Annotated in this window: 16 protein-coding genes; 4 read left to right on the forward strand and 12 right to left on the reverse strand. The window is 60.5% G+C overall.

The annotated features are described in order from the left end of the window. Together ACODTO_RS26700 and ACODTO_RS26705 are read right to left on the reverse strand one after the other, a co-directional pair. The coding region (locus tag ACODTO_RS26700; RefSeq protein ID WP_489107304.1) for a calcium-binding protein at positions 1-454 on the reverse strand (454 nt) is incomplete at its 3' end. A gap of 314 nt (positions 455-768) precedes the next feature. After that, entirely contained in the window at positions 769-915 is a 147-nt protein-coding gene (locus tag ACODTO_RS26705; protein ID WP_175364060.1) for a hypothetical protein, read from the reverse strand. 174 nt (positions 916-1,089) lie between these two features. Between ACODTO_RS26705 and ACODTO_RS26710 the strand changes: the two genes are divergently transcribed. Then, positions 1,090-1,494, forward strand: a complete 405-nt coding sequence (locus tag ACODTO_RS26710) for a low affinity iron permease family protein (RefSeq protein ID WP_139650349.1) — start codon at positions 1,090-1,092, stop codon at positions 1,492-1,494. Positions 1,495-1,542: 48 nt separating this feature from the next. Here ACODTO_RS26710 and ACODTO_RS26715 read toward each other — a convergent pair whose 3' ends face one another. The 3 genes from ACODTO_RS26715 to ACODTO_RS26725 form a co-directional block, all read right to left on the reverse strand. Next, the gene (locus tag ACODTO_RS26715) at positions 1,543-2,451 is read right to left on the reverse strand and encodes an SDR family oxidoreductase (RefSeq protein WP_139650350.1); all 909 of its coding nucleotides are present in this window, start codon (positions 2,449-2,451) and stop codon (positions 1,543-1,545) included. 74 nt (positions 2,452-2,525) lie between these two features. After that, complete coding sequence (locus tag ACODTO_RS26720) at positions 2,526-3,029, reverse strand: DUF4142 domain-containing protein (protein WP_139650351.1); 504 nt, start codon at positions 3,027-3,029, stop codon at positions 2,526-2,528. 331 nt (positions 3,030-3,360) lie between these two features. Then, complete coding sequence (locus tag ACODTO_RS26725; protein WP_489107305.1) at positions 3,361-4,710, reverse strand: sensor domain-containing protein; 1,350 nt, start codon at positions 4,708-4,710, stop codon at positions 3,361-3,363. Between the two features lie 458 nt (positions 4,711-5,168). Between ACODTO_RS26725 and ACODTO_RS26730 the strand changes: the two genes are divergently transcribed. Together ACODTO_RS26730 and ACODTO_RS26735 are read left to right on the forward strand one after the other, a co-directional pair. Further along, complete coding sequence (locus tag ACODTO_RS26730) at positions 5,169-6,404, forward strand: aminotransferase class I/II-fold pyridoxal phosphate-dependent enzyme (RefSeq protein ID WP_139650354.1); 1,236 nt, start codon at positions 5,169-5,171, stop codon at positions 6,402-6,404. Between the two features lie 12 nt (positions 6,405-6,416). Continuing rightward, positions 6,417-7,580 (forward strand): MFS transporter, encoded by a 1,164-nt coding sequence (locus ACODTO_RS26735; protein ID WP_489107306.1) that lies wholly within the window; start codon positions 6,417-6,419, stop codon positions 7,578-7,580. On the opposite strand, the gene yiaY is transcribed toward ACODTO_RS26735, so the two are convergent. Beyond that, the gene (yiaY, locus tag ACODTO_RS26740; protein WP_175364064.1) at positions 7,577-8,725 is read right to left on the reverse strand and encodes an L-threonine dehydrogenase; all 1,149 of its coding nucleotides are present in this window, start codon (positions 8,723-8,725) and stop codon (positions 7,577-7,579) included. The two genes, ACODTO_RS26735 and yiaY, sit on opposite strands and share 4 nt — an antisense overlap. A gap of 139 nt (positions 8,726-8,864) precedes the next feature. Here yiaY and ACODTO_RS26745 point away from each other — a divergent pair, with 139 nt between their 5' ends. Beyond that, on the forward strand, positions 8,865-9,884 hold the full coding sequence (locus ACODTO_RS26745) for a DUF4917 family protein (RefSeq protein ID WP_139650357.1): 1,020 nt from the start codon (positions 8,865-8,867) through the stop codon (positions 9,882-9,884). A 181-nt stretch (positions 9,885-10,065) separates the two neighbouring features. Here ACODTO_RS26745 and ACODTO_RS26750 read toward each other — a convergent pair whose 3' ends face one another. From ACODTO_RS26750 to ACODTO_RS26775, 6 genes are all read right to left on the reverse strand, one after another. Then, on the reverse strand, positions 10,066-10,410 hold the full coding sequence (locus tag ACODTO_RS26750; RefSeq protein WP_139650358.1) for a YegP family protein: 345 nt from the start codon (positions 10,408-10,410) through the stop codon (positions 10,066-10,068). A 71-nt stretch (positions 10,411-10,481) separates the two neighbouring features. Beyond that, positions 10,482-11,063 carry a DJ-1/PfpI family protein gene (locus ACODTO_RS26755; RefSeq protein WP_139650359.1) on the reverse strand — a complete coding sequence of 194 codons (582 nt, stop codon included), beginning with the start codon at positions 11,061-11,063 and terminating at the stop codon, positions 10,482-10,484. A 222-nt stretch (positions 11,064-11,285) separates the two neighbouring features. Then, positions 11,286-12,503, reverse strand: coding sequence for a class I SAM-dependent methyltransferase (locus ACODTO_RS26760; RefSeq protein ID WP_489107307.1), 1,218 nt, complete (start codon positions 12,501-12,503; stop codon positions 11,286-11,288). 234 nt (positions 12,504-12,737) lie between these two features. Next, a complete protein-coding gene (locus ACODTO_RS26765; RefSeq protein ID WP_139650361.1) occupies positions 12,738-13,355 on the reverse strand; it encodes a TPM domain-containing protein in 618 nt (205 codons plus the stop codon). Positions 13,356-13,383: 28 nt separating this feature from the next. Continuing rightward, positions 13,384-14,139: a TPM domain-containing protein gene (locus tag ACODTO_RS26770; RefSeq protein ID WP_139650362.1), complete on the reverse strand. Its 756-nt coding sequence runs from the start codon at positions 14,137-14,139 to the stop codon at positions 13,384-13,386. A 28-nt stretch (positions 14,140-14,167) separates the two neighbouring features. Beyond that, on the reverse strand, positions 14,168-14,776 hold the full coding sequence (locus ACODTO_RS26775) for a LemA family protein (protein ID WP_175364067.1): 609 nt from the start codon (positions 14,774-14,776) through the stop codon (positions 14,168-14,170). Between the last annotated feature and the right edge of the window lie 36 nt (positions 14,777-14,812).

Raw genomic sequence — 14,812 nt, forward strand, 5'->3', positions numbered from 1 at the left:
CAGCCAGGATGGTGCCGCTCGGATTGATCACCGACACACGGACTTCATCGTTGCCACCACCGGCCTGCTCGATGATGGTGGGTGTGAACCCCATGCCGATGTTGTAGATGTCATCGCCGCCCCCCCCTTCCAGCCGTACCCCTGTGGCTGTGGTGTACGGGCCGGCGGAGAGAACGTCGTTGAAGGCGGAGCCTATGACCGTTTCGATACCAGTGAGAATATCCCCCTCTGCGTCGCCACCCCGTCCAACAAGTCCAGTTCCCTGGCGCAAATCTATACTGATACCTTCAGTAGATGCCGAATAGTCAACAGTATCTGAACCAGCACCGCCATCAATTTTGTCTGCGCCGGCAGTACTCTTGATGACGTCATTGCCACCCAGAGCGTTGATCTCATCATCCCCTGCGGTGCCAATTAGTGCATCTGCGCCGGCTGTTCCATTAATAACTGCCATTTTTCTTCTTCCTTGATTTTAAGGAGGGTGGAGAGGGTCTTATACAATCACTGTTTTCTTACAAAATTGAACAAGAGCTCTGCAACACTTCGGCTATTCCCAGTGAAACTTGAACGGAAGTTTCGTCCAGAATAGGAAAAATAAGCGGGTGTTAGTTTTGTCATGCGTTGATGCACAGGGTGGTAAACAGCTAGCGCCAGGATACGAAACCTGGCAGAGCTTGCTCTCGACGGCGGAGTGCCAGGCAACGCCAATGTTGCTGAACCATCGCCATCGCGAGCAGGCTCGCTCCCACAGGGATGGCGGGTCCATGTCTATTTTTTCTGGGCGTCGGACTCTTTCATCTGCACCGAAGACTTGGTGCCGTCGGTGTTGTCCTTGGTTTCATTGTCCGAATTGTCGAAGCAGCCTTGCAGGAGGAACAGGCTACAGGCGAGGCAGAACGTGCGCGTGAGGTTCATGGTGTACTCCGGCTGAGGGCTTTAAGGAGTGACCGATGAAGGCAGCAATGGTTGCGACAGTCTTCCGCCAGGACGACAGACGTTCGCCCAGGCGCTGCACCTAAATGTAAGTAGAATTTTCACCGAGGCGTTGCTGTCAAACCAGACAGGTGCAATCCCATAAGGAACACAGCAATGACCTTCGCTAAAATCGCGCAAAAACTGGCCCTGTGGGCGGGGAGCCCCAAGACATTTCTGGGGGCTATCGTGCTCCTCGTGCTGTGGGCCTTGAGCGGGCCACTGTTCAAGTTCAACGATACGTGGCAGCTGATCATCAACACCTCCACGACGATCATTACCTTCCTGATGGTATTCCTGATCCAGAACACACAAAACCGCGACACCGATATCCTGCACCTGAAGATCGACGAATTGTTGCGCGCAACCAATGAAGCGCAAAACGCAATGCTCGGACTCGAGTCGCTGGACCTCAAGCAATTGGAGGCGCTGAGGAAGCATTACCAAGCCATGGGACAAGGCGAAGCCAAAAGTCTTGAAGGGTTGGAGCAGAAGAACAAGATCGATCTGAATCAATGTTGATCGCGATGCGCGAGTGGTACGGCGCCACTCGCGCATCCTTAGCACGCCTCAAGGCAGCGGATTACCACCGGTCACGCCGAAAACTTCGCCGGTGATGTAGCTCGATTCCTGAGACGCCAACAGTACATATAACGGCGCACATTCGGCCGGCTGTCCGGGACGCTTCATCGGCACCTGGGAGCCGAAGGTAGGAATTTTCTCCTGGGGTTGTCCGCCGCTGGGTTGCAGCACCGTCCAGATCGGCCCGGGTGCCACGGCGTTGACGCGGATGCCCTTGCCGATCACTTGCCCCGCCAATGCCTTGGTGAACGCCACGATGGCCGCCTTGGTGGTGGCGTAGTCCAGCAGCGTCGCGGACGGATCGTAAGACTGGATCGAGGCGGTGTTGATGACCGTTGCCCCTGCCGGCATCAGCGGCACCGCGGCCTTGCAGATCCAGAACATCGCGTAGATGTTGGTTTTCATGGTGTCATCGAATTGTGCGGTGGTGATGTCGGCGATGTCCTTTTGCGCCTCCTGTTTACCGGCAACGTTTACCAGGATATCCAAGCCCCCCAATTGCTCGTGGGCGCTCCTCACCAGTTGGACGCAGAAGGATTCGTCCTTGAGATCACCGGGAATCGCAATGGCCTTGCGGCCTTCGGCTTCGATCAGTTCGATGACTTGCCGAGCGTCGCGCTCTTCGCTGGGCAGGTAATTGATCGCGACGTCAGCCCCCTCCCGGGCGTAGGCAATGGCTGCCGCGCGGCCGATCCCCGAGTCAGCACCGGTCACCAGCGCCTTGCGACCTTCCAGACGGCCGAAGCCTTGGTAGCTTTTTTCACCATGATCGGGCTTGGGCACCATGTCCTGGTCGATACCGGGCGGCGATTGCGGCTGGTCGGGAAACGGTGGACGGGGATATTGGGTCAGCGGGTTCTGCATCGCGTATTGGTTGGGTTCTCGGCGTGTGGACATCGAGGCTCTCCTTTTCGGCGGGCAAGACAAGCCGGGAGCTGACGCCCCGGCCCTGAATGTAAGACGTGCCGCGATCAGCGGCTGGCCTGCAGCGCCCTTGCCATCTCCAGGTGGGTCTGCAATTTAGGCAGGGTTTCATCGGCAAACGCTTTGATTTCCGGCACTTCGGTGGTTTTGGCCTCCTGCTCGATCTGTGCGATGGCGTCCTCGGTGGCCTTGACCTGGCTGGCGGCATAAGCGGCTTCGAACGACTCGCCTTCCTGCATCTGCGGGATCATGGTCTTGGCCTTGTCAGCGACTTCCTCCCGCGGTGCGACAGGCAGGTCGAGTTTTTTCGCAATCTTGGCCAGATGCTGATTGGCGGTGGTGCGGTCGTTGATCACCATGATGGTGTAATCCTTTACCTCCCTGGACTCGGCTTTGCCGTGGGCCATGCGACTGGCCTCGATGTCGGCCATGCCTTTGGCAGAGGCATCGTTGATGAATTCAGCTGGCGATTGGGCCCAGGCACTGTTGGCACCCAGGCCCATCAGCACGACGAGACTGGTGGTGCGAAAAAAGGTAGCCATCCGGCTCATGGTCGCGCCCTCCTCGTAGTTAAAAGTTCGGGCAGGTCTCCCTGCCTCTGTATCAGAACCACCGATGACCGTTCAGCGACGTGTCCGATCCGCTTTTCCGCAGGGGCTTGTCGGCGGTCATGAGGGTGGTCCTCCCACTTTTGCGACCCGCTCCAAGCACCTTGGTTCGATCATGGGCGATATTTCCGGGATGAATGCTTCGTGAGCCCGGCATGGTCTGGCCCTCAAGATGCTTGAATGTTGGCGAGCCGGGCCTGCCTGATATTCGAAAGGACCAGGGGCGCAAAGGTTTGAATAAATACGCGGCGCCACGACGAACGGTGACGTGCTTTCAGATGTCGAAGGCTCTGTGATTCTGGCGCTTGGCGGCGTACATCGCTTGGTCAGCATGGCGGAACAGTGCGACGTCTTCGATGCCATGGTCCGGGAAACAGGCCACGCCGATACTCGGCTCGATGCTCAGGCAGTGCCCATCTAGTCGCAGCGGCTGGGTCAGCGCGTGACGGATCTTTTCTTGCACAACGTGGGCATCTTCCAGCGCCTGGATGCTATGGAGCAACACCACGAACTCATCGCCACCAATACGCGCAACCGTGTCGGAATCACGTACGCAGCCCTGGAGCCGACTGGCCACCGCTTGCAACAGCATGTCACCGACGCCATGACCATAGGTGTCGTTGACCTGCTTGAAGCGATCCAGGTCGATGTACAGCAATGCCATGCGCCCTGACGCTACTCGGGCACTCGCCAGCGCGGCCTTGAACCGTTCACGCAGCAGTTCGCGATTCGGCACCTGGGTCAACTGGTCGTATTGCGCCATGCGCTGCAACCGGGCATGCAATTGCTGGCGTTCGACGGCGAGGGTGATCTGCGCACAGACATACTGCAGCAATTCCATGTCCTGCTCGGTGTAGCGCTCCTTGTCCTGGGCACTCTTGAGGATCATTGCGCCAATCGTGCCGTTTTGCGAGTTCAGCGGCACACCCAGCCAGCATGGCGCGCCCGGCTGCTCCACGAGGTCGAAAAAAGCCGGTGGCAATGGGTTGCAATCAGGTGTCAACAGGATCGGCTGACCGCTTCGGATCACCTCGGCGCACAAACGCCCGGTGATCGTCCCCGGCAGTTCGGGTTGCCGTTCCTCGTCGTCGACGTGATAGGCAAAATTCAGTTGGGCGCATTGTTCATCGTACAGCGCCACCGAGAAGTTCAGGGCCGGCAGCCACTCGCCGATGATCAGGTGGATACGCTTGAATAGCGCAAGCAGGTCTGCCGCGGCATGGGCCGCTTCGGAAATGGCGTACAGCGCTGCCTGTCGGGACTCGGCCAGTTTACGTTCGGTAATGTCGCGGGCCACGGCGATGCGCAATTGATCCATTTCTGACCAGCGCGCCGACCACAGGATATGCACCACCCGACCGTCCTTGCGCAGGTAGCGGTTCTCGAAGTTGAGCTTGGGCTCGCCGTCCATGATCTCCCGCGCAGCGTCAAGGGTACGCTGGCGGTCGCCGGGGTGAACCAGTTCGATCATCGGCCGACCGATCAGCTCCTGGGGGGTGTAACCGAGAATGCGTTCGCAGGCGGCACTGACAAACACGAAACGTCCCTGGCCGTCGACGGCACACACGGCGTCCAGCAGAAGGTCGATGTAACTGGCCAGCGGTGCGGAATCTCGAATACCCATTGGCTGGAAGCCATCCGGAGAATGCAGCGGTGGGCGAATTGGGTGATCGGACTACACCCACGATACAAAGAGGATAGCGCAGGCAATCAAACCATCCGAGAAATTGATTGCAATATGCCACCCATTGGCTAATCGGTATGACAGAGCGGCCCCTCAAGGGACTTTCGCAAAAAAAAATGACTGTTACGCCTGTTTACCGATGCCTTGACAGCGCTTCAGGCCAGGTAAAACGCAGCGGATCCGGGGACATCCGGACAAACCCACCTAGCTCCGACTCCCCGCAGGGATTCCCCGTCCACGTTCATAGGCAAGCTCCTACACGGAAGACTCCGGCAGCCCTCAAACACGCCGGAAACAGCCGATTCAAAGCCCTGGGCGATGGTCTGTAAAGTCCGGAAACACACAGATATTGAAACACCCACGGACAGCACTTCTCAACCAAGGAATGTAATCGCACCATGAACCAGATCGCGCAACCCACCCATCGTTTCACCAACTACCGCAAGGTCATCTCCCTGTCGGATCAGGACTGGCAGTGCGCCGAGGCCGGAAAAATCTCGGGGCTCAATGTCGAGGTCAAGACGCCCAACGTCCTGGTCGACCAGTACGGCCGCACCTTTCACCACTTCGGGACGACGTCCTATCTGGGCCTGGATTATCACCCTGCCTTGCTGGATGGCGCCATGACCGCGCTATGGGAAACCGGAACCCTGCATGTCGCCAACTCGAAGAGTCGCTGCAAGCTGGCGATCCTGGCGCAGTACGAAACGCAACTGTCGGAACTGTTCGGTGCCAGCTGCCTGAGTGCCTTGTCCTGCAGCGCGGCCAGCGCCGGGATCCTGCCGCTGCTGGCCAGCGGTGCACTTACGGGCAATCGGCCACCCGTCATGGTGTTCGACAAACATGCCCATTATTCGATGAACCACTTCAAGACCGCCTGCGCCGATGAAACCCAGGTCATCACCTGCCCGCACAACGACATGGACTTCATCGAAGACCTGTGCAAACGAGAGCGCAACGTCGCCTATGTAACTGACGGCGCCTACAGCATGGGCGGCACGGCGGACCTGGACAGCCTGCTGTTCCTCAAGCAGCGATATGGCCTGTTCCTGTACCTGGACGACTCCCACGCATTGTCCACCGTCGGCAAATACGGTGCGGGGCTGGTCCGTTCGCGTCTACCCGCCGTGGACGAGCGCACGCTGATCGTCGCCTCGCTGGCCAAATCGTTCGGCGCCAGTGGCGGGTTGGCCATGTTCGGCAGTGAACGGCATAAAGCGCTGGTGCAGCGTTACGGTGGGCCGAGCACCTGGTCCCAGAGCCTGAATGCAGCGGCCATTGGTGCCGGCATGGCTTCGATCCGGCTGCATCGCAGCCGGGAACTGGTCTCGTTGCAGGAGCGTTTGCAGACTAATATCCGCGTCTTCGATAACCTTGTCCGTACCGAGCAGTACGGCAACCCGATGGCGATACGTCTGGTGCCCTGCGGTGAGGCAACCCTGGCCAACCGCGTGGCGGGTGAGCTGGCCGAGTTGGGGTACTTCACTTCGGCGGTGTTTTTCCCCGTGGTGCCACAAGACAAGGCGGCCATCCGCATTACCCTACGCGCCGACATGGAGCCGAGCGTGATCCGGTCCTTCTGCGAACAGATCATCAACCTGCTGCAAGCCCACGGACGTGATATCCGCACCTGACATGAGTCCTCGATGAAAAACCGTACAACCCTGATCGTCACTTGCACCACCGTTTTCCTGGCACAACTGGGCATGAGCATCTACCTGCCCGCGCTACCTGATATTGCCCGGGATCTTGGGGCCGATGCATCCCGGGTGTCCTGGGGCCTGTCGGTGTACCTGATCGGCATGGCACTGCCCATGCTGGCGTGGGGCAGCCTGAGCGAACGCCTGGGGCGTAAAGCGGTTTTGCTGGCGGCATTGGGGCTGTATGGGCTGGGCAACCTGGCCCTGCCCCTTGGCACCTCGGTGGAGGGGTTCCTGGCGTTCAGATTGATCCAGGGCATCGGGGCCAGCGGTATATCGGTGATGGCACGGGTCCTGATCCGTGACAGCTTCAGCGGCGATCAGCTGGCAAAAGCCTTGTCATGGATATCGATAGCCTTCGTGATCGCCCTCGGCATCGGCCAATACCTGGGCGCGTTGATCCAGGCTGCTCTGGGTTGGGAAGCGATCTTTTATGGAATGGGAACCGCCTGCCTGATCATGGCTGCGGCGGTTTCCCGGGCCAGGTTCCCGATACTGACGGAGAGCAGCAGTGGACAGTCGGCATCGAGTGCATACGGACAGATACTGCTGCAACGCAGTTTCCTGCTGCCGGCCCTTGCGGGAGGGCTGGGGTACGGCGTAATCATCGCCTTCAACACAACCGCTCCGCTCATTCTGCAAGAAGGCTTTCATTGGTCGGCGATCGAGTACGGCCTGCTGGGCTGGCCGATCAGTGCCGCGTACCTGCTCGGCGCACTGGCGGTGAATGCCTTTGTGCTGCGCACCGGCCAGCGACAGCTGATGGACTGGGGCATCGCGCTGGTGCTGGGAGGAAGCGCGACCATGCTGGTGAGCAGCCTTACCCTGGGCAGCATCGCGTTGCTGTTCTGGTTACCGTACTGCCTGGCCGTGTTCGGCCAGTCGTTGAACTACCCCATCAGCCTGTCCCTGGCCAACGAAGGCTCACCCGTGCCCGGCGCCTACGCCATGGCATTGAGCGGTTTCCTGCACCAATTGATGGCCGCGCTGGTCGGGGCCATGGCCAGTCTGTTATCGAGTCAACAGGCCTGGCCGTTGGCGACGTTGTGCGCGCTGCTGGCAGTGGCGGCCATGGTCTGCGTGCGAGTCATGCCGCCCCGGAGCCCTTAAAACGCGCTGCGGAAAATCTCCTCTATCTGCCGTTGATCCGCTGCCCGCGGGTTGGTCAGGCCGCAGGCATCTTTCAGGGCGTTGGCGGCCAGCACCGGCACGTCACCGAGGCGCACGCCCAACTCACGCAGGCCGGCCGGGATCTCCACGTCCCGGGCCAGACTGACGATCGCGGCGATGGCGGCCTGGGCGCCTTTTTCCGGGCCAGACAGGTGCGTATCGACCCCCATGGCACGGCCCACATCGGTCAGGCGCGAGGCGCACACCGAAGCATTGAAACTCTGCACATGGGGCAACAGCACCGCATTGCACACGCCGTGGGGCAAGTCGTAGAACCCGCCTAACTGGTGAGCCATGGCATGCACGAAGCCCAGCGAAGCATTGTTGAATGCCATCCCGGCGAGAAACTGCGCGTAGGCCATGTTTTCCCGTGCCGCCAGATCGTTGCCGTCACGCACCGCCAGGCGAAGATTGTTGCTGATCAGGGTGATGGCTTTCAGGGCACAAGCATCGGTGATCGGGCTGGCGGCGGTGGACACGTAGGCTTCGATCGCATGGGTCAGCGCATCCATGCCCGTCGCAGCCGTGAGTCCCTTGGGCATTGCCACCATCAGCGCCGGGTCGTTGACCGACATGAGCGGCGTCACGTTGCGGTCGACAATGGCCATTTTCACGTGGCGCGATTCGTCAGTGATGATGCAGAAACGAGTCATCTCACTGGCGGTGCCGGCGGTGGTGTTGATGGCGATCAGCGGCAACTGCGGCTTGCCCGACCGGTCGACGCCCTCATAGTCGCGGATCTGCCCGCCATTGGTAGCGCACAGGGCAATGCCCTTGGCGCAGTCATGGGGCGAACCGCCCCCCAGCGACACCACGAAATCGCATCGGCTCTCCTTCAGCAATCCCAGGCCACGCTCGACATTCGCGATGCTCGGATTGGGCTTGGCACCGTCGAAAATCACCGATTCGATGTCCTGCTGGGCCAGCAGATCGGCCACCTTGCCCGCAACGCCGGCCTTGGCCAGTCCCGCATCGGTTACGATCAGGGCCTTGCGAAAACCGTAATTGCGAATGGCAATCATGGCTTCGTCGAGGCAACCCAGCCCCATGACGTTCACGGCGGGAATGAAAAAAGTGCTACTCATGGGACGCGTTCCTGAAAGAGGCCGGATCGGCGGGTCCACAGCATTGACCAGTCAGTCACGCGGCACCTTGATCTGGCTCAAGAGTCGGTCGTGATAAAGTCGCGCCCTGCCCTTGCCACGTTTTGAGATGACTTTCCAAATGACCGACTTCCAGGAATACGACGCCCGGCTTGAAGACTGGGAAACCTTGCGCGCCCATACCGCTTTCAGCGGGCTGCTGGTGGGCAATGGTGCCAGCCGCGCCGTATGGGATGATTTCGGCTACGACTCGCTGTTCGAAAACGCCCGCACCGTCGAGGAAAAGCCCTTGAGCCCGTCGGAACTGAGCGTGTTCGACGCGCTGCAGACCCGCAGCTTCGAACAGGTGCTCGGTGCGCTGAAAACCACCAGCCGGGTCAACAAGGCCCTCGCCGTCAGCTCCGCCGCCCCGCGCAATCGCTACTACGCGATCAAAGAAGCGCTGATCAACACCGTGCATGCGGTGCATATCCCATGGCGGCTGGTACAACCGTCGACCCTGGCGACGCTCAACCAGGAACTGAGCCGTTATGCCACGGTGTTCACCACCAACTACGACCTGCTCAACTACTGGGCGATCCAGCATGCGCCGCAGACCATTACCGATCTGTTCACCGACACCGACCACGGTTTCGATCTGAGCCAAGTGACCACGGACAAACCGCGCCTGCTGTACCTGCACGGCGGCCTGCACCTGGTGCGCAACCAGGACGGCACGGCGCGCAAGCTCACGTCCACCGAAGGCACGCTGCTGGGCAGCTTCGCCATCAACAACACCCTCAAGACCCTGGACGACGTACCGTTGTTCGTCAATGAAGGCCCCAGCGAGGACAAACTCAAGACCATCCGCAGTTCCGACTATCTGTCATTCTGCTACGACCAACTGCTGCACCACGGCGACAACCTGTGCCTGTTTGGCCATGCCCTGGGCGAGCAGGACCAACACATCGTCCGCGCCTTGCGCCAGGCGAAACCCCGCACCGTGGCGATCTCGATCTACCCTCGCAGCCAGGCGTTCATCCAGCACCAGAAGCGCCATTACGCCAAGCTGTTCCAAGGATTGGACATCGAGCTGCGGTTCTTCGATGCCAAGAGCCATCCGTTGGGCGATCCGAAGCTGTCGGTACCGGTGGAGGTGTAGGAATGGAATCCGCGCAGAGACCTGTGGCGAGGGGATTTATCCCCGCTGGGGTGCGTAGCGCCCCCGATAGTGGATGTCTCAGATCCATCTGACACTCCGAGTTGCCAGGATGAGGGCTGCTACGCACCCCAGCGGGGATAAATCCCCTCGCCACAGGAGAAGCGTCTTCATTACTGGTAGGTTAAAGCGCCAACAGGGTCTTGTCCTTGATCACCATGCTCGGCCCGTTCGCCTTGACGCTGGCAATGCCCTTGTCCCGGGCGGCGTCCGATGAAAAGGCTTCGCTGCTGCCGATCACTTCATGGTTGGCAGCCTTGAGATTGAAGTAGGGATGACCGTCCCTGGTGTTCTTGAGCTCATAGCGCTCGGTCAACGGGCTGTTTTTCTGCACCGCAGCGATGCCACCGCCGGCACCGCTGCGGGTGGTGTACAACTCGCTGGTCAGGATCGTTTCGGCGTTGGCGGCCTTGAGCACGAACCGAAACTGGCCACTGCTGTTCTTGCTGATTTCGTACCATCCGGACATGATCATTTCCTCGAGAGGTCAACAGCCTCAAGAGTAAAGACCTGCCCCGCCGGCTCTGCCAGTCGACTCCGCTACAGCGTGATGGCCGTGCCCAACAGCGTCAGGAACCCCGCCAGCCAGTTCGGATGAGCGGGCCAGGCCGGTGCGGTCGCCAGGTTGCCCTGGACATGGCCTTCGGTCACCGGAATGTCGATGAACGTCCCACCCGCCAGGCGCACTTCCGGGGCACAGGCCGGATAAGCGCTGCATTCACGCCCTTCCAGAATGCCCGCCGCCGCCAGCAATTGCGCGCCATGGCACACCGCGGCGATCGGCTTGCCCGCCACATCGAAATCGCGCACCAGTTGCAGGACTTTCTCATTCAGACGCAGGTACTCCGGCGCCCGCCCGCCGGGAATCAGCAGCGCGTCGTAGTCAGCCACGCCGACACCGAAAAAATCATGGTTCAGGGTGAACAGATGGCCCGGTTTCTCGCTGTAGGTCTGGTCGCCTTCGAAATCGTGGATCGCCGTGCGCACGGTCTGCCCGGCGGTCTTGTCGGGGCACACCGCATGCACGGTATGGCCGACCATCTGCAAAGCCTGGAACGGCACCATCACTTCATAGTCTTCGACGTAATCGCCGACCAGCATCAGGATTTTCTTTGCGGCCATGGCTTGGACTCCTTTGAGAATGCGTGAAGGGTGAATGCATTAAAGGTAGTCCGGCGGGGAAGTCTTCACCCGTCATCTGACGGGCTGCACGACGAGTTAGGTCGAATGTTGCTCTGTGAGAGCAAAGCTTGCCCGCGATTCAGCGCCGAGGTTCAGCAGCACAATTGAGTCATCGTTCATCGCGAGCAAGCTATGCTCCCACAGCGTTGCATCTGTCCCGCTTCAGGCGAGATAACCGTCCGCCCGCAGCAGCGTTTCGAGACAGTGTTCGGTGATGTGGTAGAACGCCTTCAGTTCCTGGATCTTCGCCAGCAACTCGGCCGGATCGATCGGCGTGGCGCGTTTGACCGCCAGGATCATCTTGTTCTTGTTGGTGTGTTCCAGGGATATGAACTCGAACACCTTGGTTTCGTAGCCACAAGCCTCCAGGAACAGCGCCCGCAGGCTGTCGGTGACCATTTCCGCCTGTTGGCCCAGGTGCAGGCCATATTGCAACATCGGCTTGAGCAGCGCCGGGCTCTGGATCTGCAAGCGGATCTGCTTGTGGCAGCACGGCGAGCACATGATGATCGAAGCACCCGAGCGAATGCCCATGTGGATCGCGTAGTCGGTGGCGATGTCGCAGGCATGCAAGGCGATCATCACGTCCACCGCGCTCGGCGCCACGCTGCGCACGTCACCGTGCTGGAAGCTCAGGCCCGGGTGTTCCAGGCGCGCGGCGGCCTCGTTGCACAGCCGGACCATGTCCTCGCGCAACTCGACGCCGGTCACCACGCCTTCGGCCTGCAGGGTGTTGCGCAGGTAGTCGTGAATGGCGAAGGTCAGGTAGCCCTTGCCCGAACCGAAGTCCGACACCCGCACCGGTTTGTCCAGGGCCAGCGGCGAGGAGGTCAACGCATGGCTGAAGACCTCGATGAACTTGTTGATCTGCTTCCACTTACGCGACATGGCCGGGATCAGCTCGTGCTTGTGATTGGTCACGCCCAGATCGGCCAGGAACGGTCGACTCAGGTCGAGGAAGCGGTTTTTCTCACGGTTGTGTTCCACCGAGGGTACTTCGCGCAGCTGTTGGGGCTTGCTTTTGAACAGTGAAGGCTTGCCCTTCTTGCTGTACTCCAGCTGTGCCTCGTCGGTGACCGCCAGCAAATGGGCGTTCTTGAACGATGCCGGCAACAACCCAGCGATGGTCGCCACGCCTTCGGCCAGGGGGAAATTCTTGGTGATGTCGCGGGTTTTGTAGCGGTAGACGAAGGACACGCAAGGCTGCTCCTTGACCGTCAGTTGCTTGATGATCAGCCGTTGGAGGTCCGCTTCGTCGCCGACATGCCTGGCCAGCACCAGCTTGATGAAAGCATTCTGGTCGAGGCTGGCCTGCAGCAGCTCGATGAACTCGGCGTGAGGATCCGGCGCGGGACGGGCAGGAGTTGCAGTAACGGACATGGAAAAGCGGCCTCGGGGCGGGCGGATCGGGAATGGCGGGTATTTTAGGGGGGATGGGGGTCGAGGGCACGGAGAATTATTGTGGCGAGGGGATTTATCTGTGGGAGCAAGGCTTGCCCGCGATGAAGTTGTCGCCGCAGCCTACCCTGGGACCGAGGCGCCTTCATCGCGGGCAAGCCTTGCTCCCACAGGTTCCCCATAGTTTCCTCCCCCGATGTGTTCCGCTGGCAGTTTCTAGCCCAGCACCACCAACCGGTTCGGCAGTTCATTGCGTTCGTGGGTCACGGGGACGTGCTCCTTGAGCAATTGGCCGCAGGCTTCGATGCAGGTCACGAAGCCCTGCAAGGTCTGGCCCTGGCGGACCTGCTCGGTGAAGGCCGCGACGATGGCATCCCAGCTCCGGTTGTCGAGGCGTTTGGAGATGCCTTCGTCCACCAGGATCTCCACATAGCGCTCGGCCTCGCAGACAAAGATCAGCATTCCGGTGCTGCCCACGGTGTGGTGCAGGTTCTGTTCGAGAAACTGCCGGCGAGCCAGGTTGGACGCCCGCCAGTGGCGCACCGACCGGGGGATCAAGTGGGTGGTGACCTTCGGAATGCGAAACACCAGGCACAGCACGATGAAGCTGACCCATTGCACCAGCAACAGGCTGTGCATGGTCAACCAGCCCGTCAGGTAATGCAGCACACCTGGCACCACCAGGGCCAGCAAACTGGCCCACAGCAGTGGGATGTAGGCATAGTCGTCGGCGCGCGCAGCGAGCACCGTGACCAGTTCAGCGTCGGTGTCCCGCTCGACCCGGGCGATGGCTTCGGCCACTTTGCGTTGTTCGTGTTCAGTCAGTAATGCCATGGTTAAAAGTGCCTGCTCATTATTATTGTCACCAGCCGCCCGACGAACCGCCGCCCCCGAAACTGCCACCGCCGCCGCTGAAACCACCACCCCCGCCACCGCCGAAACCGCCACCGCCAAAGCCTCCCCCGCTTGAGCCGCTTGAGCCGCCCCGCCCGGCCGGCAGGATCCCCAGCACCTGGCAGACCATGATCGTGACGATGAACAACATCACCAGCATCGCGAATGTCCACGGATGACGCGAGACGAAGTCGCCCTCCTCCTGCTCGCCTGCATTGTACGCAGTGGCCGGCTCGTCCAGAGGGCTGCCCCCCAACACCACCAGCATCGCCGCCACGCCGTCACTGATGCCTTTATTGAAATTGCCGGTCTTGAAGGCCGGGGTGATGACCTGGTTGATGATCACCGAACTCTGGGCATCGGTCAGTCGATCTTCCAGGCCGTAACCCACTTCGATCCGCAGCTTTCGCTCATCTCGGGCGACGATCAGCAGTGCGCCGTTGTTCTTGTCCTTCTGCCCGATACCCCAGTGGCGTCCGAGCAGATAGCCGAAGTCTTCGATCCTGGCCCCCTGCAGGTCAGGCAGTGTGACAACCACCACCTGTTCGCCGGTCGCCTGCTCGTGGGCCGTGAGCTGTGCCTCCAGTTGCGCCCGCACCGCTGGCTCGAGCATCTGGGCGGCGTCCACCACCCGCCCGGTCAGCGCCGGAAACTTCAACTCGGCCTGGGCCGTGACTGCAAACACCCAGAGCAACAGCACCAGGCCAAATTTCAACACGCGCATTGGAACTCCTGTGGGAGCCGGGTATCGATCAGAATTTCACCTGCGGCGCTTTTTCGGCGTCGGGACTGGTGGCCTCGAAGGTTTCGCGGATTGGCAGGTCGCTGTACATCACGCTGTGCCACAACCGCCCCGGAAAGGTCCGGATCTCGGTGTTGTACTTCTGCACCGCCAGGATGAAGTCGCGGCGGGCCACGGCGATACGGTTCTCGGTGCCTTCGAGCTGCGACTGCAGCGCCAGGAAGTTCTGGTTGGCCTTGAGGTCCGGATAGCGCTCGGACACCACCATCAAGCGACTCAGCGCACCGGTCAATTGATCCTGGGCCTGTTGGAACTGCTTGAGCTTCTCCGGGTTGTCCAGGGTGCTGGCATCGACCTGGATCGAGGTGGCCTTGGCCCGCGCCTCGATCACGGCAGTCAGGGTTTCCTGCTCGTGCTGGGCATAGCCCTTGACGGTTTCCACCAGGTTCGGGATCAGGTCGGCACGGCGCTGGTACTGGTTTTGCACCTGGCCCCAGGCAGCCTTGGCCTGTTCGTCGAGGGTCGGAATCGTGTTGATGCCGCAACCGGCCAGTAGCGAGGTGAACAGCATCAGGGCCAGCAGTTGCAAGCCGCTTCGGTGGTTCAGTCGTAGATTCATCGGGTGAAGCTCTCCCTTGCCTTTACATTGGAAAAA

This window comes from Pseudomonas sp. FG13 (genome assembly GCF_057809755.1).